Origin of the sequence: Mucilaginibacter aquaedulcis (assembly GCF_030409325.1) — a bacterium.
Taxonomy (GTDB): Bacteria; Bacteroidota; Bacteroidia; order Sphingobacteriales; family Sphingobacteriaceae; genus Mucilaginibacter; species Mucilaginibacter aquaedulcis.
The window spans coordinates 590924-615804 of sequence record NZ_JAUFPR010000001.1 but is presented as its reverse complement, the minus strand read 5'-3'; the positions used below and the strand labels follow the sequence as shown (position 1 = coordinate 615804).

The 24881-nt window shown below is 41.7% G+C and carries 28 protein-coding genes; 15 read left to right on the top strand and 13 right to left on the bottom strand.

Annotation, left to right across the window (positions count from 1 at the left end; all coding sequences use genetic code 11):
- Positions 1-26 precede the first annotated feature (26 nt).
- The gene (locus tag QWZ01_RS02530) at positions 27-209 is read left to right on the top strand and encodes a hypothetical protein (RefSeq protein WP_290321650.1); all 183 of its coding nucleotides are present in this window, start codon (positions 27-29) and stop codon (positions 207-209) included.
- Positions 210-271: 62 nt separating this feature from the next.
- Entirely contained in the window at positions 272-685 is a 414-nt protein-coding gene (locus QWZ01_RS02525) for a hypothetical protein (protein ID WP_290321649.1), read from the top strand.
- A gap of 222 nt (positions 686-907) precedes the next feature.
- Here QWZ01_RS02525 and QWZ01_RS02520 read toward each other — a convergent pair whose 3' ends face one another.
- On the bottom strand, positions 908-1252 hold the full coding sequence (locus QWZ01_RS02520; RefSeq protein ID WP_290321648.1) for a hypothetical protein: 345 nt from the start codon (positions 1250-1252) through the stop codon (positions 908-910).
- Positions 1253-1560: 308 nt separating this feature from the next.
- Here QWZ01_RS02520 and QWZ01_RS02515 point away from each other — a divergent pair, with 308 nt between their 5' ends.
- Positions 1561-1920 (top strand): helix-turn-helix domain-containing protein, encoded by a 360-nt coding sequence (locus QWZ01_RS02515; protein ID WP_290321647.1) that lies wholly within the window; start codon positions 1561-1563, stop codon positions 1918-1920.
- 131 nt (positions 1921-2051) lie between these two features.
- On the opposite strand, the gene QWZ01_RS02510 is transcribed toward QWZ01_RS02515, so the two are convergent.
- A complete protein-coding gene (locus tag QWZ01_RS02510; protein ID WP_290321646.1) occupies positions 2052-2294 on the bottom strand; it encodes a hypothetical protein in 243 nt (80 codons plus the stop codon).
- Positions 2295-2533: 239 nt separating this feature from the next.
- Between QWZ01_RS02510 and QWZ01_RS02505 the strand changes: the two genes are divergently transcribed.
- On the top strand, positions 2534-2818 hold the full coding sequence (locus tag QWZ01_RS02505) for a YciI family protein (protein ID WP_290321645.1): 285 nt from the start codon (positions 2534-2536) through the stop codon (positions 2816-2818).
- 606 nt (positions 2819-3424) lie between these two features.
- Positions 3425-4192, top strand: coding sequence for a hypothetical protein (locus QWZ01_RS02500; protein ID WP_290321644.1), 768 nt, complete (start codon positions 3425-3427; stop codon positions 4190-4192).
- Positions 4193-4210: 18 nt separating this feature from the next.
- On the opposite strand, the gene QWZ01_RS02495 is transcribed toward QWZ01_RS02500, so the two are convergent.
- Positions 4211-5038, bottom strand: coding sequence for an alpha/beta fold hydrolase (locus tag QWZ01_RS02495; protein ID WP_290321643.1), 828 nt, complete (start codon positions 5036-5038; stop codon positions 4211-4213).
- Between the two features lie 244 nt (positions 5039-5282).
- On the opposite strand from QWZ01_RS02495, the gene QWZ01_RS02490 reads away from it, so the two are divergent.
- The 3 genes from QWZ01_RS02490 to QWZ01_RS02480 all read left to right on the top strand — a co-directional run bounded on the left by QWZ01_RS02490 (position 5283) and on the right by QWZ01_RS02480 (position 7161).
- Complete coding sequence (locus QWZ01_RS02490) at positions 5283-6110, top strand: N-acetylmuramoyl-L-alanine amidase family protein (RefSeq protein ID WP_290321642.1); 828 nt, start codon at positions 5283-5285, stop codon at positions 6108-6110.
- 97 nt (positions 6111-6207) lie between these two features.
- Entirely contained in the window at positions 6208-6429 is a 222-nt protein-coding gene (locus tag QWZ01_RS02485) for a hypothetical protein (RefSeq protein WP_290321641.1), read from the top strand.
- 156 nt (positions 6430-6585) lie between these two features.
- The gene (locus tag QWZ01_RS02480; protein WP_290321640.1) at positions 6586-7161 is read left to right on the top strand and encodes a YceI family protein; all 576 of its coding nucleotides are present in this window, start codon (positions 6586-6588) and stop codon (positions 7159-7161) included.
- Between the two features lie 79 nt (positions 7162-7240).
- Here QWZ01_RS02480 and QWZ01_RS02475 read toward each other — a convergent pair whose 3' ends face one another.
- The gene (locus QWZ01_RS02475) at positions 7241-7636 is read right to left on the bottom strand and encodes a hypothetical protein (protein ID WP_290321639.1); all 396 of its coding nucleotides are present in this window, start codon (positions 7634-7636) and stop codon (positions 7241-7243) included.
- A gap of 118 nt (positions 7637-7754) precedes the next feature.
- Between QWZ01_RS02475 and QWZ01_RS02470 the strand changes: the two genes are divergently transcribed.
- Together QWZ01_RS02470 and QWZ01_RS02465 are read left to right on the top strand one after the other, a co-directional pair.
- A complete protein-coding gene (locus QWZ01_RS02470; RefSeq protein ID WP_290321638.1) occupies positions 7755-9005 on the top strand; it encodes a DUF2130 domain-containing protein in 1251 nt (416 codons plus the stop codon).
- Between the two features lie 326 nt (positions 9006-9331).
- Complete coding sequence (locus tag QWZ01_RS02465; protein ID WP_290321637.1) at positions 9332-10252, top strand: ChbG/HpnK family deacetylase; 921 nt, start codon at positions 9332-9334, stop codon at positions 10250-10252.
- Positions 10253-10378: 126 nt separating this feature from the next.
- Here the strand turns inward: QWZ01_RS02465 and QWZ01_RS02460 are convergent, their stop codons facing one another.
- From QWZ01_RS02460 to QWZ01_RS02440, 5 genes are all read right to left on the bottom strand, one after another.
- A complete protein-coding gene (locus tag QWZ01_RS02460) occupies positions 10379-11341 on the bottom strand; it encodes an EamA family transporter (protein ID WP_290321636.1) in 963 nt (320 codons plus the stop codon).
- Between the two features lie 8 nt (positions 11342-11349).
- Positions 11350-11829, bottom strand: a complete 480-nt coding sequence (locus QWZ01_RS02455) for an Lrp/AsnC family transcriptional regulator (RefSeq protein WP_290321635.1) — start codon at positions 11827-11829, stop codon at positions 11350-11352.
- A 328-nt stretch (positions 11830-12157) separates the two neighbouring features.
- On the bottom strand, positions 12158-12448 hold the full coding sequence (locus QWZ01_RS02450) for a DUF3892 domain-containing protein (protein WP_290321634.1): 291 nt from the start codon (positions 12446-12448) through the stop codon (positions 12158-12160).
- A gap of 138 nt (positions 12449-12586) precedes the next feature.
- Positions 12587-12802 (bottom strand): hypothetical protein, encoded by a 216-nt coding sequence (locus QWZ01_RS02445; RefSeq protein WP_290321633.1) that lies wholly within the window; start codon positions 12800-12802, stop codon positions 12587-12589.
- A 98-nt stretch (positions 12803-12900) separates the two neighbouring features.
- Complete coding sequence (locus tag QWZ01_RS02440) at positions 12901-14154, bottom strand: metallophosphoesterase (RefSeq protein WP_290321632.1); 1254 nt, start codon at positions 14152-14154, stop codon at positions 12901-12903.
- 114 nt (positions 14155-14268) lie between these two features.
- Between QWZ01_RS02440 and QWZ01_RS02435 the strand changes: the two genes are divergently transcribed.
- Together QWZ01_RS02435 and QWZ01_RS02430 are read left to right on the top strand one after the other, a co-directional pair.
- The gene (locus QWZ01_RS02435; protein WP_290321630.1) at positions 14269-15138 is read left to right on the top strand and encodes a glycoside hydrolase family 16 protein; all 870 of its coding nucleotides are present in this window, start codon (positions 14269-14271) and stop codon (positions 15136-15138) included.
- 196 nt (positions 15139-15334) lie between these two features.
- Positions 15335-15532, top strand: a complete 198-nt coding sequence (locus tag QWZ01_RS02430; protein WP_290321629.1) for a hypothetical protein — start codon at positions 15335-15337, stop codon at positions 15530-15532.
- Positions 15533-15628: 96 nt separating this feature from the next.
- On the opposite strand, the gene QWZ01_RS02425 is transcribed toward QWZ01_RS02430, so the two are convergent.
- Positions 15629-16291 (bottom strand): Pr6Pr family membrane protein, encoded by a 663-nt coding sequence (locus QWZ01_RS02425; RefSeq protein WP_290321628.1) that lies wholly within the window; start codon positions 16289-16291, stop codon positions 15629-15631.
- A gap of 131 nt (positions 16292-16422) precedes the next feature.
- Here QWZ01_RS02425 and QWZ01_RS02420 point away from each other — a divergent pair, with 131 nt between their 5' ends.
- A complete protein-coding gene (locus tag QWZ01_RS02420; RefSeq protein WP_290321627.1) occupies positions 16423-16656 on the top strand; it encodes a hypothetical protein in 234 nt (77 codons plus the stop codon).
- 360 nt (positions 16657-17016) lie between these two features.
- Here the strand turns inward: QWZ01_RS02420 and QWZ01_RS02415 are convergent, their stop codons facing one another.
- From QWZ01_RS02415 to QWZ01_RS02405, 3 genes are read right to left on the bottom strand one after another with little or no spacing between them, the layout of a single operon-like run.
- A complete protein-coding gene (locus QWZ01_RS02415) occupies positions 17017-17232 on the bottom strand; it encodes a hypothetical protein (RefSeq protein WP_290321626.1) in 216 nt (71 codons plus the stop codon).
- 18 nt (positions 17233-17250) lie between these two features.
- Positions 17251-17664, bottom strand: coding sequence for a hypothetical protein (locus tag QWZ01_RS02410; RefSeq protein ID WP_290321625.1), 414 nt, complete (start codon positions 17662-17664; stop codon positions 17251-17253).
- Between the two features lie 51 nt (positions 17665-17715).
- On the bottom strand, positions 17716-18288 hold the full coding sequence (locus QWZ01_RS02405) for an RNA polymerase sigma factor (RefSeq protein WP_290321624.1): 573 nt from the start codon (positions 18286-18288) through the stop codon (positions 17716-17718).
- Positions 18289-18750: 462 nt separating this feature from the next.
- Here QWZ01_RS02405 and QWZ01_RS02400 point away from each other — a divergent pair, with 462 nt between their 5' ends.
- Both QWZ01_RS02400 and QWZ01_RS02395 read left to right on the top strand, forming a co-directional pair.
- Positions 18751-21540 carry an alpha-L-rhamnosidase gene (locus QWZ01_RS02400; protein WP_290321623.1) on the top strand — a complete coding sequence of 930 codons (2790 nt, stop codon included), beginning with the start codon at positions 18751-18753 and terminating at the stop codon, positions 21538-21540.
- A gap of 255 nt (positions 21541-21795) precedes the next feature.
- Positions 21796-24642 (top strand): hypothetical protein, encoded by a 2847-nt coding sequence (locus QWZ01_RS02395; RefSeq protein ID WP_290321622.1) that lies wholly within the window; start codon positions 21796-21798, stop codon positions 24640-24642.
- The last annotated feature ends 239 nt before the right edge of the window (positions 24643-24881 follow it).

Genomic DNA, 24881 nt, shown 5'->3' with positions numbered 1-24881 from the left:
TTTATATACAGAAAATTATTTATAGAATGTACATAGCCTATTCCGCCCTGCAATCACTAAGTGCTGACAATCAGCAAAATAAAACTGACCAATCGCTTCATGAACCTTCCGTACGCTACCAGGCCTATCTGGCCGCCTGTGCTAAATACAGTAAAGAAATTGCTGATATACAGAAATTCCTTCCCGGTTGGATGCCTGCTTTCAGGTAATACCCCTCCATATATACCCTCCCATATAATTCCTCAGCATCAGTAAATTAAAAACTAATAAAATGATAAAGATTACCCAAAAATTAAAAGATCAACTATGGTGGCTCATTATTTCAGTTGATTACGAATACAGCCGCATTGCCATTGCCGATCATGACCTTACCGATGATACGCTTACACTTTGGCTGGAAGACAAACACGATTTTAAAAACTCGCTCGATGAATGTTTGCAGCTTGATATTAAAAGCCGTGAATTTGCCAAAATAATAAAGACTGAAAATTTAAATAGTTATGAAGGCAGCAAAATGCATCCCACAAAAAACTTTGTATACAAAGCCAGGATTGAAATAAACGCGCCATTAAAATGGTACCAGGACGATGCCTCCACGATTGAGCAGCAATGGGCACGTGAAGCAGTACTAAGAACCATACTTACCCAGCTTGTTGAAACTGAGGCTGCCCGCGTTTATGAATAGAATTTTTTAAGATCCTTATTATGCCAAATGGCATTTATTCCATTTTTAATAATGTTGAAATTATCAATACGTGTTCTTGTTAAGTATTTAAAATGAGTTTGTTACGATTGGCTTGTTTTAGTGTATGGCAAATAATAACCAAGCTGTTATTTTGAGCTTGTTATTACTTACCATATGCTAAATTAGGAGATGCTGAATTTACAGCTTCAAAAAGCAGCACAGTTAATTTACCCTTACCTGCTTCTTTTCCTCTTGTTCTTGTTCAACTTCAACTAATTCTTCAACCTCGCTGATGGCTTCGGCGGGTTGACTTGCATAGTTGAGCTTGCGGAAACGCCATTGCGCAAATGCCGGCTCTTGAAAACGGTTGATGAGCTTAAAAAATTTGGGGAAGTTATGCACCTCTTCCAGCAGTACACCGGTTACAATACCATTATTATCTAATATTTCGCGGATAGTATATTCTTTATCTTTAGTGATCCAGATCTCAAAATCCCGCCTTATTTCTTCGCTTTTTTCAGGATCAATCCTGTCATTTATGCAAATTACTTTATCTCCTGGTTTCATAATACTATAGCTGCTAAAGCCGCCTGGTAATGGGCAGCAATTATACAGTGCAAAGTACAGGTTTTTTAACCGGAAATTAAAAATCAACATTGTAAAAAATACGCTTGTAAACTTCAAAAAACAACTCCCCGGTTTTAGCAGTCGGCATATCAATGTATAAACCATCAGCAACCTGCCAAACAGACTTCTAAACCAGGTGGGAAGTTAAATGCGCTGTATTTATGTTGATGTTTGCACTTTAGCGAGAAGGCTCAAAAAGCAAATAAATATTTGCCAAATAAACAAATTGTTTATTATTGCAGTCGTATATGTCTGACGAAGCAATAATAAAACGGTTAAAGGTGATTGTAAAGGAGCACGGCGGTCAGTTGGGGCTTGCCGGAGCAATTGGTGTTGACCAAGGCTTTATCAGTAAAGTGATCAATCAAAAACAGGATATCAGTTACTACCTTATCCGTAAGCTTTGTTTTCAGCTGAAGTACTCGCCCGAATGGTTGATTTTAGGAACCGGCGAAAAAAAGATAGATAAACAGGAATCGCCGAAGCTAATTACCGAAATACAGATGATGCGTACCGAAATTGACATTTTGCACGCTCGTATGAGGGCTTACGAAATGGAGATCAAAGAACTGCGCGATCAATTGCACCTTGATCAAAAAGCAGGGTAAATATTAAATAAGAAGGGTCATCTATATAGATGACCCTTCTTATTTGTGAGTATTCCTTTTAAACTTATTTAAAAGATAGGCTTTGTCACAATTATGCGTTTAGCTATATTATAGCTATTGTAGTTGGTTAATTAAAATTGGATCGGCTTAATAAAATGTGGCCCCATAGCTTTACTTGAATTATTTTGATAGCGTTTTTTGTAGGCAATAGCAGCTGTGCAAATAACTATGCAAAATATAAGTGCCACCTCTATTGCAATATGACTCATTGGAATCTGTTCCTGGTTATTTGAAAATAAACTACCGGCATCAGGCAGTATCAGGCCAAATAGGGGGAAACAAAAGAACATTCTTAATATTATTAATTTTTCCATAATTATTAACATTTAGTAGAATAATTCTAAGTTATGAATAATTTTATTACTATTTAAACAATTCTACGCTTAGATATTGATACTACAAACCGTTTTAAAAATTGTTTTAGGCTTTACGCACTGATTTTGGCGCATCAATAAAAAGCTTTCTTTAAATACAGAACCGATTTTACTATGAGTTACAATCCGGTTGTAACAATCAGTGAATCATAAAATCAAAACGTAAATTATTTTATGTCATGATTGAAGAGTCGGCTTATAAACAACCCCACCATGTAATGCTGTTTTTTGAAGAAAGGGAAAATAAAAATGAGCACCAGCATTGCATTTCAGAACACGTTAATTACTATGAAAGCCTGAAGAACAGTGGTAAGGTGCTACTAAATGGTAGTTTTTGGAATCAACCCCGCAATTTTGTGATTGTTTACGTAGCATCTGATCTTGAATTAGAGCACATTATTAATAATGATCCGGCTATTCAGGGCAATGTATTAGAACTTGTGCGGGCTATGCCATTTCAATAATAAGTTTATAACTTATTGATATGTAGTTATTTGTGTTTTTAATAAACTAAAACGTTTTATTTTTGATGATTTAATAAATCAATCGTTACGTTTAAATATTTTCTGTATGTAGTAATATAATTAACCTTGTTGAAATATTATTTTACGTTTTAAGCAAAAATTACTTGCATTGTATTCCTAAAAGGTGTAAATTAGGCCTATATTTAGTTAGATATATGGAACAATTAGCAATTTTTAGAATATTTTCAAGTTTTCCTTTATTTGGCCTTTTGATACCAGATATTTCATCTCTATTTATATATCCTGCAAAAAGCATTTCACCCACTCATTTGTATATCGAAAGCTTTTTATTGATAGCCGTAATTATTTGCACCGGAGGTATCTGGTACAAGCAAAAACAGGGTAAAAGCAATGCAGACATCCAGTTAGCGGGTTCAAATTAACCTGTACAAAAAACGTATCATTATTTCTAACCAATTATATACCTAAATTTAATACCCCTATGCCTGGCTCGCGAGAGCTGGGCTTTTTTTTGTCTTGTTTTATTATAACCGGCATTTTATTAATAGGTATTGCGAGTTGAGGTTTTTTTATATTTTTACCGCGATGAACCTTGATCAATTTAATCGTGGCAACCGGGTTGCTATCTCCTTCAAAGCCTGCTTTTTAATAAATAAACTTTTTGCAAAAAGTATCCTGATTTTAGTATTTGCATGTTTTATCGGCCCGGCTATGGCCCAGCACAGATCAACCGCTGCGTTAACCTATGGCGGCGGCAGCAATGGCGATAGTAATTTTGAATCGGGCTATGGCATTACATTTGGAGTTGGTTATGATTTACCGCTCGATTATTTAAAAGATATTTATAAACCAACCGTAGCTTATAATTTTGGTGTATCCCGTTTCCTGGGCGATTTTACCGTGGGGCTGAACTTAGGATACCACGCTTACAAACCTAAGGATGACTTAGTAAGTGTTGTGGGTAACAACGACGGCACTACAGAAACAACTGATTACAGCGCCTACTTTAGTAAACTCAAAGTTTTTGAAGGCTATGCCAGTGGTGTTTATAACATTGATTTAACAGAAGGGGCAAGGCTTTACGGCGGCTTAAATTTAGGCCTTTACTATACCGAAAATACCATCCCATATTTTACCACTGATGATACTGTTGTTCCGCTTGAACAGCACATCAGGAATTTTTATGTAGCGCCACGGCTTGGGCTCATTTTTTCGGTAAGCAATCAAATTGGCATAACGTTAGATGGCAAGTATAACTTTTATACTCCCATTACCAAATCGCAATATGATACAAGCTCCGGTAGTTTTTATACTTCAATAGCATTTCAGGCCGGTGTAGTGGTTAAGCTTTAAAGGAATTACAATCCCGGTTTATTTTTTACGAAAAGGCTGTTCAAAAAAGTCGTTCACTTTTTTATTAAACTCATCACTGTGCTGAATCAGTGTTTCGTGCCCTGAGTTTGGAACGATCCACAGGTTTGCCGAAGGGATATTTTGCGAAATGAGTATAGTATGCGGGGTAGGGATGAGGTCATGATCACCACCTATGATAAGTGAGGGACATTTTATAGCCTTTAATTCCGATAGTTTAATGTTAGGCTGAAACCAGTCGAGCAAAAATATTTTCCAGTCGTTTTTCTCTTTAGCGGTTTTAAATACCGTGTTCTTTTTGGCGTTATATTCCTTTTGCTCTCCTTTCCAGTACGAAGGGATAAGTCCGGTTGAATCGGGCCATAAGTTGGCACCTGTTGAGGCCAGCTTAATTACCTTTTCGGGGTGGCGCATAGCCAGTTCAAGCGCGTTGATACCGCCATCGCTCCAGCCAATAACATATGCCGAATCAATATGCATGGTATCCAGCAGGGCTGCAAAATCATCAACCATCATCTCAAAGCTTAACGAGTCGCGGTCATCGCGCGATTTGCCATGAGCGCGGCTATCTACCGCAATAACTTTATATTTTTTTGAAAAATAAGGAATGTTATGGCTAAATGCGCTGATATTGCCGCCGTTACCGTGAATGAGCAGCAAGGGTTTACCCGTTCCGTATGTTTCAGTATATAATTTAATTCCTCTTACGTTATAATACTTACCAACCGCGGCGTTATCGCCATAATTAACCTTTGAGGTGCGGTTGCACGAACATATAATCAGCCCGGCAAGCAGCATAAATGCTAACCGTAATTTTTGAATTTGCATAAAGGTTAAGCGTGTTGATATATAATTAATAGCTAATATATAGTTTTAACACGATAAGGTTATGGCCATATTAAAATAGGGGTACGGTTAAAAGTTGGTGTATTTTAAAAATCTTGTGCTAACACGCTAACTAATATTACCTTTGCAACTATTAACTTAAACACTTTTAACTACATACGTAAAACAATATCATAATAAAGAGATTATAATAACATGTTTTGCTACCAGTATCAATATATTTTTCATGCCTGCCATTTGCCTAAAAAGTAACTACATTATAGCATTTCTTTTTTTTGTAGGCAGCTTATTCAGCACTACTATTTCCGCGGCACAGCAGGATGCGGCAGGCAAAACTCTTTCAAGTACCTTTAAATTTAAAACCGTAATTATTGATGCCGGGCATGGGGGTAAAGATCCGGGTGCCCATGGTGCTTACTCCAACGAAAAAAGTGTGGCCCTTGGTGTAGCCAAAAAGCTGCGCGATTTGATTAACGATCAAATGCCCAGCATAAAAGTGGTGATGACCCGCAGTACCGATGTTTTTGTGGAGTTGCACAAGCGTGCCGATATTGCCAATGATAATCATGGCAACCTGTTTATATCTATCCACTGTAATTCCTCGCCGCAGCGTCATGGTACCGAACGCGGGCCTTTGTTGCTGGTTTATGGTTTTCACCGTAGCCAGGAGCAGCGCGAGGCCCTGCGCGAAAATGCTTCTATCTATATAGAAAAGGATTACAAAAATAAATACAACGGTTATGGTGACGATGCCGTTGTAAATACCATTGTACTGAACGCATTTCAGCAAAAATACCGCAAACAGAGCATCCAGTTTGGCGATTTGGTTGCCACCGAATTTAAAAAGACCGATGGCCGCCGCAGTCATGGTGTAAAAGAGCAAGGCGTACTGGTGCTGGCTCAAAGTGGTATGCCTGCCGTACTGGTTGAAACGGGCTTTATCAACAACGCATCCGACGAGGAATACCTGAACTCCAGTGCAGGCCAAAGTGAGATAGCCAGGTCAATACTAAGGGCCTTAAAACAATACCGCGATAATTTAGAAGGGCGATAAGGCATACCACAACGTTTATTTCTTCTGTACTCCTAAACAAATTGATTGCTACCAATTATACCAACATTTGCTTAGCTTAGTATAAAAAATAATTACCGTGGAACCTTTTACAGTAACCATCGATAAAATAGATTACCAGGTAAGTCTTCATTCCGGGTTTCCAAAACTGTTTGATGTTTTTAACCTTAACGTGAACTACACCATCGGCAAAACAGACGCGGGTAATTGGGTATACATTAAGCACGAGCCACTAACGGCTGTTATCCCGCTTGAGCAAATAGGAGCTGCCATCGACGATCATTTAGTTGATAATCAGTAGTTTTTCAGAGCGTTTTCTTTTAAAGTCCAGTAAAATGGTAGTGATTTTGTCATGCAATTTCAATAAAAAGATGTTTAAACATATATTCTTGAAAAGATTAAAATCATTTATCTACTTTTGGGCCATAAAAAAAAGAAATTTAAAAATTAAAACACAATGAAAAAGATCTTTATCCTGTTGGCATCGGCATTTTTGTACACAGCCGCATCAGCACAAACTACCTGGACTGTTGACAAAGCTCACTCAAATGTTAAATTCACTGCAACTCACTTAATGGTGTCTGATGTTGATGGTACTTTTAAAAACTATGATGCAACTATCACTACTTCAAAACCTGATTTTAGCGATGCTAAATTCCAGATCAGCATTCAAACTGCTTCTGTAACTACAGATCAGGATCAACGTGATGGTCACATTAAAAGTGATGCCTTTTTTGATGTGGCTAAATATCCAACACTTACTTTCACCAGCACTGCTATCACCAAAACATCTGATAAACACTACAAACTTACAGGTAACCTTACTTTACATGGTGTAACAAAACCTGCTACTTTTGATTTATGGTACCGCGGTACAATTGTTAACCCAATGAGCAAAGCTGATGATGCTGGCTTCCAGTTAACAGGTACTATCAAACGTTCTGATTTTACTTTCGGTCCGTCAATCCCTGCTGCTATTGTTAGCGACGAAGTTGCTATCAAAGCTAACGGCGAATTTGGTAAAGCTAAATAATTACTATTAACATATATACGCAAAACGGCGTGCTCATGTAAATGGGCACGCCGTTTGTTTTTAATGTGGCTTAAATATTTTATTCGTCGGCCAGGAGTTGTTTTAGGGTGTCAAACCATAGCTGATTGCTGGTGCTGAAAAATTTATGATCAACAATAAGATATATGGTGTTTGAACCTTCCTTGGTTTTATACCTGAGCCTTAAAGGCTGGCAAAACATACCGTAATTTTTTACGAATGATCTTTTATATATATCATCAAAGCCAAGATATACCTGTTCCAGTTTTTCAAGCGGAATATGAAGATAGTTGTAGCCGTCGATAACCAGGCTATCGCTTGTTAATATAATTTCGCCTTCGCGGTGGTGAGGGGGTGGAGTGAGCGAAAATAGGGTACCCGCTCCATCAGCCAATGTATAGCCTGCAATTTCGTAATCGTAACTCCAGAGCGCTTTACCTATTTGTAAAATTTGCATTGATTAAATTTAGCTAATATAATTGATAACTGCAACCTTGCGGGTTATAGTATTATACACACTAAGTAATTTAGCTATATTTGGTCAGCGGAACTATTTTTTCGCAATATTTTACATTATGGCTACAGAAGTTAAGTGCCCAAGTTGTGGTTTTGGTTTTCCGATAGAGGAGGTGATGGCCGAGGAGTACAAAAAGGAACTCCGGGTTAAAATGCAGGATTATACCCGCCAAAAGGAGGAGGAATATCGTAAAAAGGATGAGGAATTTTTAACTAAGGAGCGCCAGCAGAAGGAAGCTTTTGAGCAACGCTTAACCGACGAAAAAAAGCAGTTGCAGCAGGCCATGGAGCAAAACCTGCGCAAATCGATCAGCGAGGATTTTGAAAACCAGTTGCTGATGCTTAAAACATCGGCACAGGAAAGTGAGGAAAAACTAAAACTTTCGCGCCAGAAAGAGCTGGAGTTTTTACAGCGCGAAAAGTTACTGCATCAGAAAGAAGAAGAAATGGAACTGGCCCTGCAGCGCAAACTACAGGAGCAGCGCAACGAACTGAGCGAGCAGATACGCAAGCAGGAAAACGAACGCCACAGCATAAAGGATACCGAATACCAGCTCAAGGTTAAGGAGCTTGAAAAACAGCTCGACGATCAGAAAAAACTGGCCGAAGAGATGAAACGTAAAGCCGAACAAGGCTCCATGCAACTACAGGGCGAAGCTCAGGAGTTGATATTGGAAGAGCTGCTGCGTAATTATTTCCCGTTTGATGTGATCAGCGAAGTGGGCAAAGGTGTGCGCGGTGCCGATTGTATACAAACCGTGCGCAACCAGTTTGGCCAGGAGTGCGGCCGCATTATTTATGAAAGCAAACGCACTGCAACCTTTGGTGCCGACTGGATTGAGAAACTTAAAAAAGACATGCGCGGCGTTGGTGTTGATGTGGCCGTTATTGTTACCCAATGCTACCCTAAGGGAATGGATTGCTTTGGCGAAAAGGATGGTGTTTGGATCTGTAGTTTTGACGAGGTAAAGGCGGTATCATACATCCTGCGGGATGGAGTGATCAAACTATCTAACCAGGCACGCTCTCAGGAAAATAAGGGTGATAAAATGCATCTGCTATATGATTATTTAACCAGCAGCGAATTTTCTGAACAATGGAAAGCCATCCGCGAGGGCTACATGAGCATGCGCCTGTCTATCCAGAAAGAACGCGATGCCATGGAAAAAATGTGGAAGGCCCGCGAAAAGCAATTGGAAAAAGTATTATTAAATGCTGCCCACATTAAAGGCAGCATTGAAGGCATTGCCGGTAATGATACCATACAACTTAGCCTAACCGACGACGAAGACGCTTTGCTGCTGGAGTAAGCACTATATGTGTTCGGAGAAGCAAAAAGTTTGTCATTTCGACGAGGAACGAGGAGAAATCTTATAAGATCTGCAAATCATTATGTATGTTATGTAAGATTTCTCCTCACTCTACGCTCAATACCACCTTATTCGTCGAAATGACAACACTTTTGTGAATTTATTTTTGAACACCTATAGAACGAATAAGCATCAATGTATAATTATTAATACAAAAGGCCGGTTATTGTGTAACCGGCCTTTTGTATTTCGAAATTTATTATCTTAACCTCCACAATATTGATCCTAAAGTATTTCCAAAACGTATTCCTGAAATTAGTTCATGTATGAAAAAAGTTACTGCCTTTTATTTATGCCTCGTTTTATTGGCTATAGTTACCTCTTCGGCCAAAGCGCAAACCTCAGATAAACTACCAAAACTGCTCATCAGGCTTGATGATATCGGGATGAACCACTCTGTTAATATGGCCGCTAAAAAGGTAGCCGAAACCGGGATGCCCTTTTCCGTGTCGCTGCAGTTTGCCTGCCCGTGGTACCAGGAAGCGGTGGAGATACTGAAAAAATATCCGCAGGTAAGCGTGGGAGTGCATTTAACGCTGACATCTGAGTGGAAAAACTACCGCTGGGGTCCCGTACTGGGACGCACTGCTGTACCAAGCCTGGTTGATAGCAACGGGTACTTTCCGCAATCAACACGGGCATTTGCCAAAAGCGGGTATAAGATTGACGAGGTTGAAAAAGAACTGTCGGCACAAATTGAGCGCGCTTTGGCCTCCGGCTTAAAAATCAGCTATATTGACCCGCATATGGGGATAGCCCTGTCCACCCCGGAATTGCGGGCATTGACCGAAAAACTGGCCCATAAATATAAACTGGGTATATCTATATTAAGCAGCGTTAATTACTTTGGCGAAACCTATAAGGAAATGTGGGGTGAGCCTATCGCCACCAAAAAATCGGCGTTCCTGGATTATTTGAACACCAAACTGGATGCTGATCGCCCTAATCTGATGGTGCTGCACGTAGCCACCCCAAGCCCTGAAATGGATGTACTGGTTGATATGAACAGCAACATGATGAACAGTAAGGAGGGCAAGCCGCTAACCAGCCTTCACCGCCAAACTGAGTTGGCCGCGCTGTTATCGCCCGAGTTTAAAAGTATGATTGGTAAAAAGTTCCAGCTTATTAATTATCAGCAACTGTTAGCCACCAAAGATATCAGTGTACTTAAAACTGCAGATAAATAAACTTCAGTTGATTAAGCTTATGCAAGACTTACGAAGTTTTTAAAACTTCGTAAGTCTTCACTCTATCGTTCAGAATGGTGAATTTTAGTCAAGATCGATTGTATAGTGCCTCGCAGTCAAGACACCTTATTCCGTTGCAGCCAATGCCATTTTAGCTTGTCTTTCCTTACGGTATTTGCTTAGGTTTATCAGGAGTACGCTGCCTAATATGATAACAAGGCCGCCTACTTGTAAAAGGGTAATATGCTCAGCGGCAAACAATACGCCCAGAATAACTGCTATAACCGGGTTTACATAGGCATAGGTACTTACCTGCGTTGCCGGGCGAACCTGCAGCAGCCATACATAGGCGCTAAAGGCGGCTATTGATCCAAAAATGATGAGGTAAAACAAGGCATACCAGCTGCTGGCAGGGATATTTTGCCATTGCAGGCTCTGTACTTCGTGGTGCAAAAAGCTTGATGGCAGGAAGATAAAACCGGCTGCCAGCATTTGCCAGGCCGTATTTACAGGTGCCGAACCTTGGGTGTTAAAGTATTTGGAATACAAGGAACCTCCGGCCCATGAAATGGAACCTACCAGCAATAGCAACATACCCGGCAGCTTTGAATTGCCTGTTGATGGGCCAAACAATCCCTGTAATTGTTCGCTGAATAATAATATCACCCCTATAAAACCGATTAGTAAACCAACCAGTGTTGACGTGCTTTTAAAGTTTACGCTCCAGTTTTGCCTGTCGAGCAGTACAAACCATATTGGGGGAGATGACACCATGATAGCCACCATGGCGCTTGGCAATGTTTGTTCGGCCCAGATCACGGCACCGTTGCCGATAACCAGTAGAAAGAAACCGCTGGCCGCGGCATGAATCATGTTACGCTTAACAAAAATCTTTTCGCCTTTAATAGTACACCATATCAATAATAAAATGCCTGCTGTAATAAAGCGCAGGGCACCCAGCAAAAGCGGCGGAAAACCAACCACTGCTATTTTTATAAAAAAGTAGGTAGAACCCCAAACCAGGTAAACAATAGCAAAAGCTATGATCACTAACAGGGGCGATGCGGATTTTTGTGGAGTTAAGGTCATGATGATATTTATTTTTCGGGTATAACCAATTGTTGTTGTTCTTTCACGGTTTCAAGCACAATAGTGGTGCGTGTGCTTAAAATATTGGGTATTTTGCTAAACTGGGTACGCATAATGTGCATTAAGGAAGCCGAGTCATAGGTGCGTACCTTAACCAGGTAACAATCATCGCCGGCTACATGATGTACTTCCTGCACTTCGGGTATTTTGGCCAGCTCAATGGTGGCATTGCTGCTGCCCGGTCCGTCAGATGCTTTCATGAATACAAATGCCAGTAATTTTTGCTGTAATGCAACCGGATTTATTCGGGTAGTATATTGTTGGATCACCTTTTTTTGCTCCAGTTTTTTTACACGTTCCAATATGCCCGAGGGTGCCATGCCAAGTTCGCGTGCAAGATCGGCGTTTGATATGCGGGCGTTCTCCTGCATCAGGCGCAAAATATGAAGGTCAATTTTATCTAAAACTATTTCTGCTTCATTTATCATACTGTAATATTAGCTTTTTTGTGAATTAAATTCAAAATAAAATTTAATAAATGAATTTAATTCAACAAAACTATAATATTAGTGTTTAAACGTATATTTTAGATGTGTAAGAGTGGATTAGGAAAATATTAAAAAAGCAAGTAGAGCAGGCATGAAAAGCAACCGGCAAAAGCGCCGATAACATCAACCGGGTGTAAATTATAATGAAGATCTGTAAAAAAGTAATAAGCCAATCAGAGCAGATGGCAAACGGGGGTACAAAAGGTATAAAAACAAACACCCATCAAATTATGACAGGTGCAAGCAGATAAGGTTTTGGTTTCTTAATTTATCCTAACATCAGCAGGTTTAATAATTTGTCGGGCTTGGTTTCATCAAACGCCGTTTTAACGTATTTATAGCCGTTTTTTGTAGTTGCGGTAAGCAGTTTGGCTTTATTTCCTTCTTCATCCAAAACGTAGGCGGTGCCATTGTCGTTTATCCAGTCAAAAAGCACATCACGGGTGGTAATACCACGGTTTTGGGTATGGTCATCAATCCATACTAATGAATTAATGGCCAGGTATGGGTTATCGTATTCACCATTATTGGTGTTTACTCCTGTTATTCGTAAGGGCATAGTCAATATATCAGGGATTCACGGCCAAAGTCAGCAATATATACCAACACGTCAATCCGTGAAAACACTGTATTTTTAATGTGTAAAAACAGTGTTTTCACGGATTGCTACTGGTTATAGTATCGGCGCATCAATCGTTTATATTTTGATGATCCGGTCGTTTTTACGGTGCGGTGTACTTTTAGTTTCGGGTTTGGGAATGTTTTTTATAACATTTATCAGCGTAGTGGCTATCAGTCCGGTTGCTTTTATCCCGAAATGAACAAATGGTTTCATTACTTCCCAGGCATTGCCATGTCCGGTTTGTACATCAGGATTCGGGTTGTCTGCTTTTTTTATTTCACGAGATGCCATGTCTTGATATTTAAGGTTGATGTATAAACTATGTAAGTTCAACACCTAACAGGCATAAAAATCCTGCCAAAAAATCAATATCCGGCGTCTGATACTTTTTAAGCCTTTTTCTTAAGCGTAATTACCGTTATCTCGGGCCATATGCCCAAACGGCCCGAAAATGCCAGGAAGCCAAAGCCCCGGTTTACATACAGGTAGCGGTTCTTTTCATTAACAAGACCCGCCCAATCCAGGTAGCGGTATTTTACCGGGCTCCATTTAATACCAGCGGCTTCCACACCAAACTGGGCACCATGTGTGTGGCCCGATAAGGTAAGGTGTACGGTGGTGTCATGATAACGCACTTGTTCTTCCCAGTGGGTTGGGTCGTGCGAGAGCAGTATCTTGAAAGCATCTTTAGGCACACCTTCCAGGGCCTTGTTCAGATTGCCAACCTGTATAAAGCCGCGCCCCCAGTTTTGAACGCCTATGAGTGCTATTTTTTGACCGTTTTTTTCGATGGTTACATTTTCATCAAGCAGCAGTCGGTAGTCAAGCGCTTTATGGTGTTGTTTTAATAGTTCAAGGTTGGCTGCTTTTTCTTGTTCGCTGTTCCATTTTATATAATCGCCATAGTCATGGTTGCCTAATATCGAGAACTGCCCATATGGGGCCTTAATTTGTTTAAAGCGGTTAATATAAGGCTCAATTTCAGTGGCAACGTTATTAACCAGGTCGCCGGTAAAAACAAACAGATCGCTTTTTTGAGCCTTGGCCATATCTATACCGCGCTGCATGGCTTCGGTATTATCAAAACTGCCCGAGTGGATATCTGACAGCTGGGTAATGGTAAACCCGTCAAACGCATCGGGCAGATCATTAAAGTATATGGTTTTGGTATGCAGCTTGTAAGCATATTTGCCCTTGATCATGGCATAAAACAAGGAGGTGAACGGAACCGAGGCCACCAGGATAGCTATCTCACTGATAAACTTGCGGCGTGCCGGAAACGCGGGCTGGCTCTTGGTACCGCTGGCCATATTAAACATACCTACCACAAACCTGCCCAGATCGCCGAGCGATAAAATGATCACAAAGAACAGCTTGGTAATAAAAAAGGTAAGGAAAAGGCTTAGCACCCATTCATGAAATGGCCGCATACCTGTGCCTGTACTAAAGCTGCCAAAACCTACCAGGAATAAAGCGACAACACCAACGGATACCAAGAGGTAGCCAAACAGCATGACGTTACGCCACAACTGCGATGGCCAATCGGAACTTAATGTTTTCAGACCTGAAAATACATACCAGTCAAACAATAAACTAATTGCCGATATGATTAAAAATACCTTGAAAAAGCCGCTGTTGTGCATATAATGATGTATAAGTCTGCAATTTATGAAAGCTGCAGTAATATAAATGTAAAAATTAGAGGACGGAAATGTATTAAACATAAATCATTATTTTAGTGACCTATAAACCATACCATGAAACCGTATTTCCTATTACTATCAGCAGCATTGCTCGTGGCCGGGCATGCCAACGCGCAGCATCGGCCTAAAACAGATACCCTGTTTTTTGAGGATTTTAATGAGCAAACGCTCGACCGCAGTAAGTGGAACGTAGAGATAACCGGCAACACAGTGAATGATGAACAGCAGGCCTATGTAGATTCGGCTGCTACCATATATATGGTTAAGGGGAGCGATGCAGAAGGGGCAACTAACGGAGCATTGGTATTAAAGGCGCTGTACAGGCCGGGCTTTACCAGTAAGGAGCAAAAGAAGTACGATTTTATTTCGGGCAGGATAAATACCCGCGCCAAAATGGAGTTTACTTATGGCAGTGCTTCGGCACGTATGAAAATGGCCGCCGGTGCCGGTTTGTGGCCCGCGTTTTGGGCGCTGGGCAATGGTAATTGGCCCGATTGCGGCGAAATAGATATAATGGAAACCATTGGCGACTCGAGCTGGGTAAGCCATGCCCTGCATGGGCCAAACTATTTTGGCGACACGCCGCTTGTGTACCGGGCGCATTTTGCCGCGGGTATTGATGTTACCCAATGGCAAGTTTACACGGTTGACTGGAGCCCAACCAGTTTAATTTTTAAGGTTGACGGCAAGGTAACCTACACCGTAACCAAACCTATGGTTGAAAAATATGGCCGCTGGGCATTTGATAATAAAAAGTTCATCATCCTTAATTTTGCTTTAGGCGGAGGATACCCTGGCGGATATAATAAGATCAAAGATCCATACTTTGGAATAGCGGAAAGTACCGTAAACAAGATAAAGGCTGGTAACGCTAAAGTATTTGTTGATTGGGTATTGGTAACCCGGAGCAGTAAACAGCCATAATTGTTAAAGTTTGTTAAAGAAGTGTAACAACTAAACACTGTTAATAATACAGGTTATACATAGTGCGTTTAAGATTTATAAATGCAAAAAACGCAAAAATATAATGTTTCATAAGTCTGAATTTTACTTTTTTAAAACATTGTACTAATCGTAATTGCATATTTTTGAATTATCATCATCAATAACATCTACCACTATGGCAATATTAACAATTCAGATCCCAGACAGCGAAGTACACACCCTATCAAGCATCATTGAACAGGTAGCAGGCAGCGTAATAAGAGTAAACGCAGATGAAGACATCCATACTAATGAATGCCTTCAGAAAGAAGATTTCTTTATGAGAAATAAACTGGCTCAGTCGCTTCACAATAATTATTTGTGGAATGATTAAGCATTAAATAATAATTTAAGAAACTGTTAATACACCATAAAGAGGAAAAGCCCTGCTGTAAAGCAGGGCTTTTCTGTTTTTATCAGGTATTATCGGTTAGTATTTTTTGGAACTTAGTTTGCGCGTAATAAATATCAGCAGCAAACCCAGCACCAGAAAAACCACCAGCAACACTACCGAATTGATCATGATCTTGTTGTAACCAAATTTACCTGCATCAATAAAAGGATAGGGGTAAATATTTGTCAGTGCCCCGCGAATAAGGGTATATATCACATATATAAAAGGATACCAAAGCCAGTTAAGTGCCTGGCTCCACTTCAATGTCGGTTTATCAATTAAAATTAGCCAGTAAATTACAAAAAGCACAGGATTAACCAGATGCAATAATTCATCGGCCAACCTGAACAGACCTACGGGTTTCCCTATACCACGCAATATGGTATTATAAATTAAACCCACAATAATAATATAGAAAACAACACCTGTAAATACATAACCCCGAGAGAAAAAATCATTAAGCCACGTTTGCGGTTTCAATAACAGGCCAATGAGGCATACCCCCACCAAAATATTACTCTGAATAGTAAAATAACTAAAGAATTGCACCAACGCGTTGGGCAAACTTAACCCATCGTGAAGGTAGGCTTGCATGGAAATACAAAACTGCAATATCAAACCAAACCATACCAATACCATTAATAAAAATGTGATAGTGGCCGATGGCTTTGTAATACGCTGGGTTAGGGTTTGTGGCATATTATATATTTTATTAAATGTAATATTATCAGGTATTAAATGAATAAAATGCACTCAATAAATGTGATCTATATTTACTAAATTAGATTACCAAGTAACCAAAATAAGAATTTATCCGTAATAAACGTTTTATGAACGGCTCTTTAACTATTCCGAAGACTATATATTGCAAATTCTGCAAAATATGTGGTGCCCGGCCTGTACTTGAGGCTGATAAGGCGGGGCTTTATGTGGTTAAATGTCCCAACGATAACGGGCACTATCAAACCCGGGCAGGGCTGATTGATATTGACGACTGGAACCGGAACAACACGGTGCGTTATGGAGCCGACCAGGGCAACTCTCCCCGCGTTTTTGCGAAGTAAAATTTAGCTTTAATTTTTTCTTAAAGTTTCTTTAGCTGCTTTTAAGTAATAGTTCATCAAACGCATAATCTTTGATTAGCATGGTATGCGAACGACTCACTCTGCCTACGCTTCGCTGAACCACCCTATCTTCGCCTGCGGCGGAAAGTGGGGACGGTAAAATGGATAATTGTCATTGCGAGGAGGCACGACGAAGCAACCGCGAACTATGCAGGTTTTATCTGTACAGTTCGCGATTGCCACGCTATGCTCGCAATGACAAAATTGTTTTCACCCTCTTTTCGCCGCAGGCGAAGAGAGGGGCGACAAGCGTAGCGATGTCGATGTGAGTCGATAAACAGCCTGTCATGAGGTATCAAATTAGTATTTCAGTTCCTGGCAATGGATACCGGCTTTCCCTAACAGTGTTTCAATATACTGGGGCGAAAGACCTTTTGCCACTATGCGCAGTATATTGTCGCAATCTTCCAGGTCAAAGTTCCATTGTGCAATAGTCGGAACCTTGGTAAGCAAGGCAGTTACCTTACTTACCTGCCGCGGTTCCTTAACGCTTGTTGAAAATACCAGCACTTCCATGTTTATGTCGTTTATAGGTTATTGGTCTTTATCTTCCGGTTCGGTTTTAAAGTCGTTTTCCCATTGGCGGCCAAATTTGCCAAAGCCGCCCCGGTTTTCCCAGTTACACATACGATCGCGCATTTTGGCCTTGAATTTTTCCTGTTCCTCAGGGCTCAGGTTTTTAAAGCGCTCTTCCATGCGTTTACGCATCCATGGCGCACCACCGCCAGCCCAGCCGGGCCTGCCTCCTTTACCAAAGCCAAACAGTATTTTGCATAAAATAAATATGCCTGCCGCCTGCCAAAAGGTAATGGTACTTACATGCAAAATATCGGGCAATAAATTATTCCATAACTGCATCACCACAAAACTCACCAGGGAGAGTACGGCAACGGCTATCACAGGGATAAATATGAACCTGTATGGCCTCTCAAAAAATATCCTTCTCATTTTCTTAATTTTTTTAATGTGCGGCCCTGGTTTTAAGCAGAGGCCATTTTTTTAATATTCTGTTATCTCTTTGTATAATTGTTGTAATCGTTTGCGCAGGTGCAGCACCGCGTATCTTTTGCGCGATACCAGCGTTTGCATTTTTTCGCCGGTAAGGTCTGCTATTTCCTGGAACGATAGGTCTTCCAGCTCATGCCAAACAAATACGTCCTTTTGTTCAAAGGGCAATTCGTCAAGCGCTATAAATAACTGGTCCCAAAACAGGCTGCGTACATATTCAGTTTCGGGAGTACTGGTTTCGGCGAACAGCAGGTCCTTAAAATCTGAGGTGTCCTCTTCATCAGTATCGGGGCCAAGCATATCATCAAGCAGGGTTTCCTTCTTTTTTTTATGCTTATCAGTTATTTTATTGCGGGCAACCCGGTAAAGCCAGGCGCTGGTTTGTTCAATAGGCTCCGAGTTGATAACCGAGCTAAACTGATACCAAACATCCTGCAGTATGTCTTCAGCATCGGCATCGCTTTTTACTCTCCGCCTGATAAAACCCAACAGGTTTTTACCATACTCCTTAATAGTATGTATAATATGACTGTTCTTATCTTCGGGCATTAGTGCGGTGATCAATTTTTTGCTTCTTATAAAGATATAGACGATTGTGCTTTTAAAACATTTTAAATTATTTTGAGAAAAATAAATTCACCCCGATGCCGCTTCGCTTGTCACCCCTCTCTCCGCTTTGCGCATAGAGGGGGACGGAATCTTCCTTTGTATATTTACTCTCTTTCCGGCGAAGCCGGAAAGAGAGTGCCAGAGCGTAGCAACGGGCGGATGAGCCGATAAACAGTCTGATTTGATGCAACTACCTTTAATGGCCATTACTCTTTGATGGAACTGTTTTTGTTTTAACTATACTTGCAAGGCACAATAATTGCAACAATAATGGTTGATGGCATCGTATAAACATTAATGGCGCCATCAATACTTTTGCTTATGGGTATTGTAACAAATGAAACATATTTGGGTTTATCAGATAAAAAAAGTGCAGTATGGCCAAACAAAATCGTTCTAAAGCTATATTTTAATAGCATGAATTACATAACCAAAAAGGGCGTGCTCCCAAAGGCATGCTTAAGTATCGTTATATTATTTTTTCTTCAACTAAAAGGCTTTTCCCAGGTTCAAAATGTTCCCGTAAATTTCCGTGTTGATAACCTGATATGCGAATATAAAATTAACCCCATTGCTGTTGATGCGGCCAATCCCCGCCTGAGCTGGAAACTGATAACCAACGACAGGAATATTGAACAAACAGCATACGAGATACGTGTTGGCAGTAATGCCGTGTCACTCACCAAAGCAAAAGACATCATCTGGTCGTCGGGCAAGGTATTGTCTGATCAATCAGTGCATTTGTACTATGGTGGCCCTCCGCTTACCTCGCGCCAAAAATGCTATTGGCAGGTGCGTGTATGGAACAACAAAAACCAGGTAACGCCCTGGAGCATGGTAAATTTCTGGAAAATGGGTTTATTGAAACCCACCGATTGGACAGCCAAGTGGATCCAGAACAATTATCAGTCAGATACAACCGGCGGCCCCAGCCCCATGTTCCGCAAAAGTTTTGTGTTGGATCATAAGATCAGGGCGGCGCATTTATATATTACTGCCCATGGTGTGTTTGAGGCTCTTATAAATGGTAAACGGGTAGGTAATGATTATTTTACCCCCGGCTGGACAAGCTATAACAAACGCCTGCAATATCAGGTGTATGATGTTACCTCGCTGCTAAAAAAGGGAGATAACGCTACAGGCGTAACTATTGGCGATGGCTGGTATCGCGGCTATACTTACAACCGCCGAAAAGATGTTTACGGTAAAAAACTGGCCCTGCTTTATCAGCTGGAGGTAGTTTACACCAGCGGCAAACGTCAGATCATCACTTCGGATAAAAGCTGGCGTGTGGCGTACGGAGCTATCCGTTCCTCTTCATTTTTTGATGGCGAGGTTTACGATGCCCGTAAGGAAAAAACCGGCTGGACAGAGCCCACCTACCGCAACCTTACCTGGGATACGGTAAAAACCGACGAAACCATCAAGGATAACCTGATAGCGACATCAGGCCCAACTGTAAAAAAACATGAAAAGTTTTTGCCACTCAAGGTGTTTAACACTCCCGAGGGCGACCGTGTGGTTGATTTTGGGCAGAACCTGGTAGGCTGGGTACAGTTTAAACTCAAGGCTAAAGCCGGCGATACCATTAAACTTTTCCATGCCGAGGTGCTTGATCAGAAAGGTAACTTTTATACCAAGAACCTGCGCACCGCCAAACAAGAGATCACCTATGTTTTTAAGGATGACAGCACCGCAACCTTTGAGCCGCATTTTACCTTTCAGGGTTTTAGATATTTAAAGGTTGTTGGGTACAAGGGCCCGCTTGATTCTACTAATCTTGCTGCCTATGCCCTGTATTCAGATATGGCGCAAACCGGCAAATTCTCCACCTCAAACCCGCTGGTTAACCAGCTGCAACATAATATTCAATGGGGGCAAAAGGGTAATTTTATTGATGTACCTACCGATTGCCCTCAGCGCGATGAGCGTATGGGCTGGACAGGTGATGCACAAGCCTTTTGCGGTACCGCCACCTTTAATATGGATGTGGCAGGCTTTTTCACCAAATGGCTAAAAGATCTCTCGGCCGATCAGCATAAGGACGGGGCGGTACCTTACGTGATTCCTAATGTGCTGGATAGCGTATCAGCAGCGGCCTCGGGGTGGAGCGATGTGGCAACTATTGCCCCGTGGAATATTTACCTGGCCTACGGCGATAAACAGGTATTACAGCAGCAGTATGATAGCATGAAAGCCTGGGTGGGCTACATTCAGCAACATAGCCGCAATTACCTCTGGGATACCGGTAACCACTTTGGCGACTGGCTGTTTTATGCCGGTACCAACTATGAAGATGGCGCCGCCCTTACCGATAAAAACCTGATAGCGCAGGCGTTTTATGCCTATTCAACCCAATTGCTCATCAAGACAGCTAAAATTCTGGGCCGGAACGATGATGTGCAGAAATATACACTGCTGCTTTATAACATCAAAAAAGCCTTTATGGCCGAGTATGTGACTCCTAACGGGCGTATGATATCAGGCACACAAACATCATACGTACTGGCACTTAATTTTGATATGCTGCCCGAAAACCTGCGCGAGTCGGCGGCTAAGAGGTTAGTGCATAATATTGAGGATTACGATGAGCATATCACCACCGGCTTTTTGGGTACACCTTATATATGCCATGTTCTAAGTCGTTTCGGGCATACCGATATTGCGTATGACCTGTTGATGAAAGAATCGTATCCGTCATGGCTGTATCCTGTTAAAAACGGGGCCACCACCATATGGGAACGCTGGGACGGCATTAAGCCCGATGGTAGTTTTGAGGACCCGGAAATGAACTCCTTTAACCACTATGCCTACGGTGCTATTGGCGATTGGATGTACCGCGTTATAGCCGGTATAAATACTGATGAGAGCGATCCCGGTTTCCACAGCATATTGATTGCCCCAAGGCCGGGTGGTAAACTAAGCAGCGCGCAGGCCGAGTTGGAAACATTGTACGGCAAGGTGAAATCTGCCTGGAGTATTGATAATGGCATATTTACACTGGATGTTATTATTCCTCCAAATACTACGGCCAGTATTTTACTACCATCAGTAACTGATCAGATAACCGAAGGCGGCTTGGATATTAATACCGTGAAGGAAATTACCGATATTCAAAAAACAGGAAACGATGCACAAATGAGCATCGGCTCAGGTACTTATCACTTTGTTTATACCATGAAAACTTATGGTAAGCATAATAATTAAGTGAATTATGTGGAAGGGTGAGTAAAAACTTGCCAATGTTCGCGATCGCTTCTTCGTTCCTCCTCGCAATTGTAAAGTTGTTCCTGCACCCTCCTTTCCGGCGAAGCCGAAGAGAGGGGGCATAAGCGTAGCAACGGGTGGGTGAGGCATATGTCCATTATCTTTTCATCCCCAAGTCCTTTCGTGCCAAAATCCCATAATCCCACAGTACCCAAGTCTCAAAAGTCCCAAAAATATACTTACTTTGAACCCTTAATGAACAAGTACCCCGTTGTTAATAAAACGCTGAAAAAGCTGTTGCTACCGGCTTTGCTGTTAATGGCAACCATCACCAGGGCACAGCAGTTTGGGGGCAATCCGCCATCGTTAAAGTGGAAACAGGTAAACACGCTGCCGGCGCGTATCATATTCCCTGCCGGCATGGATTCTGCCGGTATCCGTGTGGCCAATATTGTGCAGCAAATGAACGGGTTAATAAAGCCAACAATTGGTGTTAAGCAAAGGCAGGTGAACATTGTTTTGCAAAACCAAACCACTATTGCCAATGGTTATGTGGGCTTGGCACCTTTCCGGAGCGAATTTTTTTTAACACCCGAACAAAACAGTTTCGACATAGGCAGCCTGCCATGGGCGCAGCAACTGGCCATACATGAGTTTAGGCATGTGCAGCAGTATAACAACTTTAACGTAGGCCTTTCACGTGCTTTACGCATTTTGTTTGGCGAAGGCGGGCAGGCGCTGGGTAACGATCTATCAGTACCCAACTGGTTTTTTGAGGGCGATGCCGTTTTTAACGAAACCCATGTAAGCGAACAGGGTAGGGGTCGCTTGCCTTATTTTTTTAACGGTTACAGGGCATTGTGGGCTGCCGACAGGAACTATAGCTACATGAAGCTGCGGAACGGATCATATGTAGATTATACGCCCGATCATTACCCGCTGGGCTATATGCTGGTTGCTTACGGGCGGCAGCAATATGGCGATGATTTCTGGAAAAATGTAACGCACAATGCGGCTGCCTTTAAGGGTGGTTTTTACCCATTTCAACGCGCGGTGAAAAAATACGCAGGTACCGATTTCAATACATTTAGAAACGAAGGGCTCGATCATTTTCGGGAACAGTTTAGCGGCACCGATGCCAATGTAAAAGCTATCCCGAAAACGGCTAAACATTTTGAGGCCGACAGGGAATATCCTGAATACATCAATGATAGTACGCTCATTTATATGAAGAGTACTTATGATCATATCCCGGCATTTGTGATAAAAACGGGTGATCATGAAAGGCAGATCAGCACGCGTTCATCATCACTTGATAATTATTTTAATTACAACAATGGCAGGGTAGTTTACGCAGCCTACCGGCCCGACCTGCGCTGGAGCTACCGTAATTACAGCGAACTGATGCTTTTAGATGTGAGCACCGGTAAGGAGCATAGCATTACCCGCAAAACCAAATATTTTTCGCCCGCCTTTAGTGCCGATGGCTCCAAGATTGTGGTGGTACAGGTTAACCCATCGGGAGCAAGCCAGTTGCATATATTAAATGCAGAGGGAAGGGTAATTAAGATGCTCCCCAACCCGCTGAAACTGTTTTACACCTACCCGCAGTTTTATGGCGATGATAAACTGGTAGCTGCCGTACGCAACCCGGAAGGTAAAATGACACTCGCGCTGATTGATATAGAAACCGGAAGTGCCAAATATTCGATGCCTTTCAGTTTCAGGCCTATCGGTTTTACCAAGGTAAAAAACCAGGATATATACTTTGCCCAAACCCAGGATGTTAATGATCGTTTGTTTGTGCTCAAGCATACCGACAATCGTTTTTACGAACTATTGCCAACAGGTAACGATGCGGGTATTGGTCATTACCAGCCTGCCATCAGCAATCATAAACTGGCCTGGGTAGGTTTTACCGCGTTTGGGTACCAGATAACAGAGGCTGATAAAAAAGACTTGAAATGGATAGATGCCCGGGAGGAGTACCCTCATAGTTTGCCGGATATGAAGATCCCGGCACTGGCACGTGATTCGTCTGCCAATATGCTGGCCGGTGTGGTTGATAACCCCTTACCGGTTACTCCTTATTCCAAGACGCATGGGCTTTTTAACTTTCACAGTATTATCCCCAACATCAGCGATCCTAATTACTCCTTTGCCATTACCGGCGAAAATGTGCTGAATACCTTCCAGTCGCAGTTATCATTTGATTATAACACCAATGAAGGTTACAAGCAGTTTGGATTTGATGCTATTTACGGAGCCTTATTCCCCTATATATCAGCAGGAGCCGATTATACTTTAGATCGGCGCCAGTTTTACCGGGGCAACTACGTGTATTGGAACGAAACTTCGCTGCATGGCGGTTTACAGGTACCCCTCAACTTTAACGGAGGCAAACATATAACCGGTCTCAGCTTTGGTACCGACGTATATTTTAACAGTACCAGTTTTCAGCAGCGGAACTTGTTGAAAATTGCCGACCGCAGTTATACTTATCTGAATAACTATATCTCGTTCAGCAACCAAACACAGGCTGCCAAACAAAATATATACCCTCAACTGGCGCAGAGTATCAGCGTAAATTATAAGTCGTCAATTACCGGGGCTGGCTCAACACAATTGCTGGCATTAGGTACGTTTTATTTCCCCGGATTGGTTACCAACCACAGCCTGGTGATCAATGTGGCGCATCAGGAAAAGGGCAAAAACAATGTGATCAGTTTCTCCAATAATTTTCCGTTCAGTAAGGGTTACACGGCCGAAAACCTGGATGATATGAATAAGGTTGGCGTAAACTATCATTTCCCCTTTGCCTACCCTGATGCTGGTTTTGGCAACCTGATTTATTTGCTGCGTTTGCGTGGAGCTTTGTTTTTTGATTATACCCACGCCACGGCCAATAACTTTTTCACCAACGGCAGCAGCTTTAAGCAAAACTTCCGTTCAACAGGTGCCGCGGTGTTTTTTGATACCAAATTCTTTAACCAGAACAGTATCTCATTCGGCATAAGGTACAGCCGCTTGCTTGATAATGATTTCTTCGGGGGCACTGGCCGCAATCGCATTGAACTGGTATTGCCGGTTACGATTTTTTAGGGGAGGGGGGAATTGTCTGAACCACGATTTTTAAGATTAAAAGATTGCCACGATTCATCTAAAAACCAAAGTAGAATCCTTTAATCTAATAAATCTGTTGCTGCAGCAAGCTTAAAGCTCGTTACATGTTATGGCCACAGCTTTCAGCTGATGTAAGCTGAAAGCTTACTATATGCCAACCACGAGATACGCTTCGCTAATCTCGCGGTAACTGAGTTATCACCATAGTGTTCGAAATA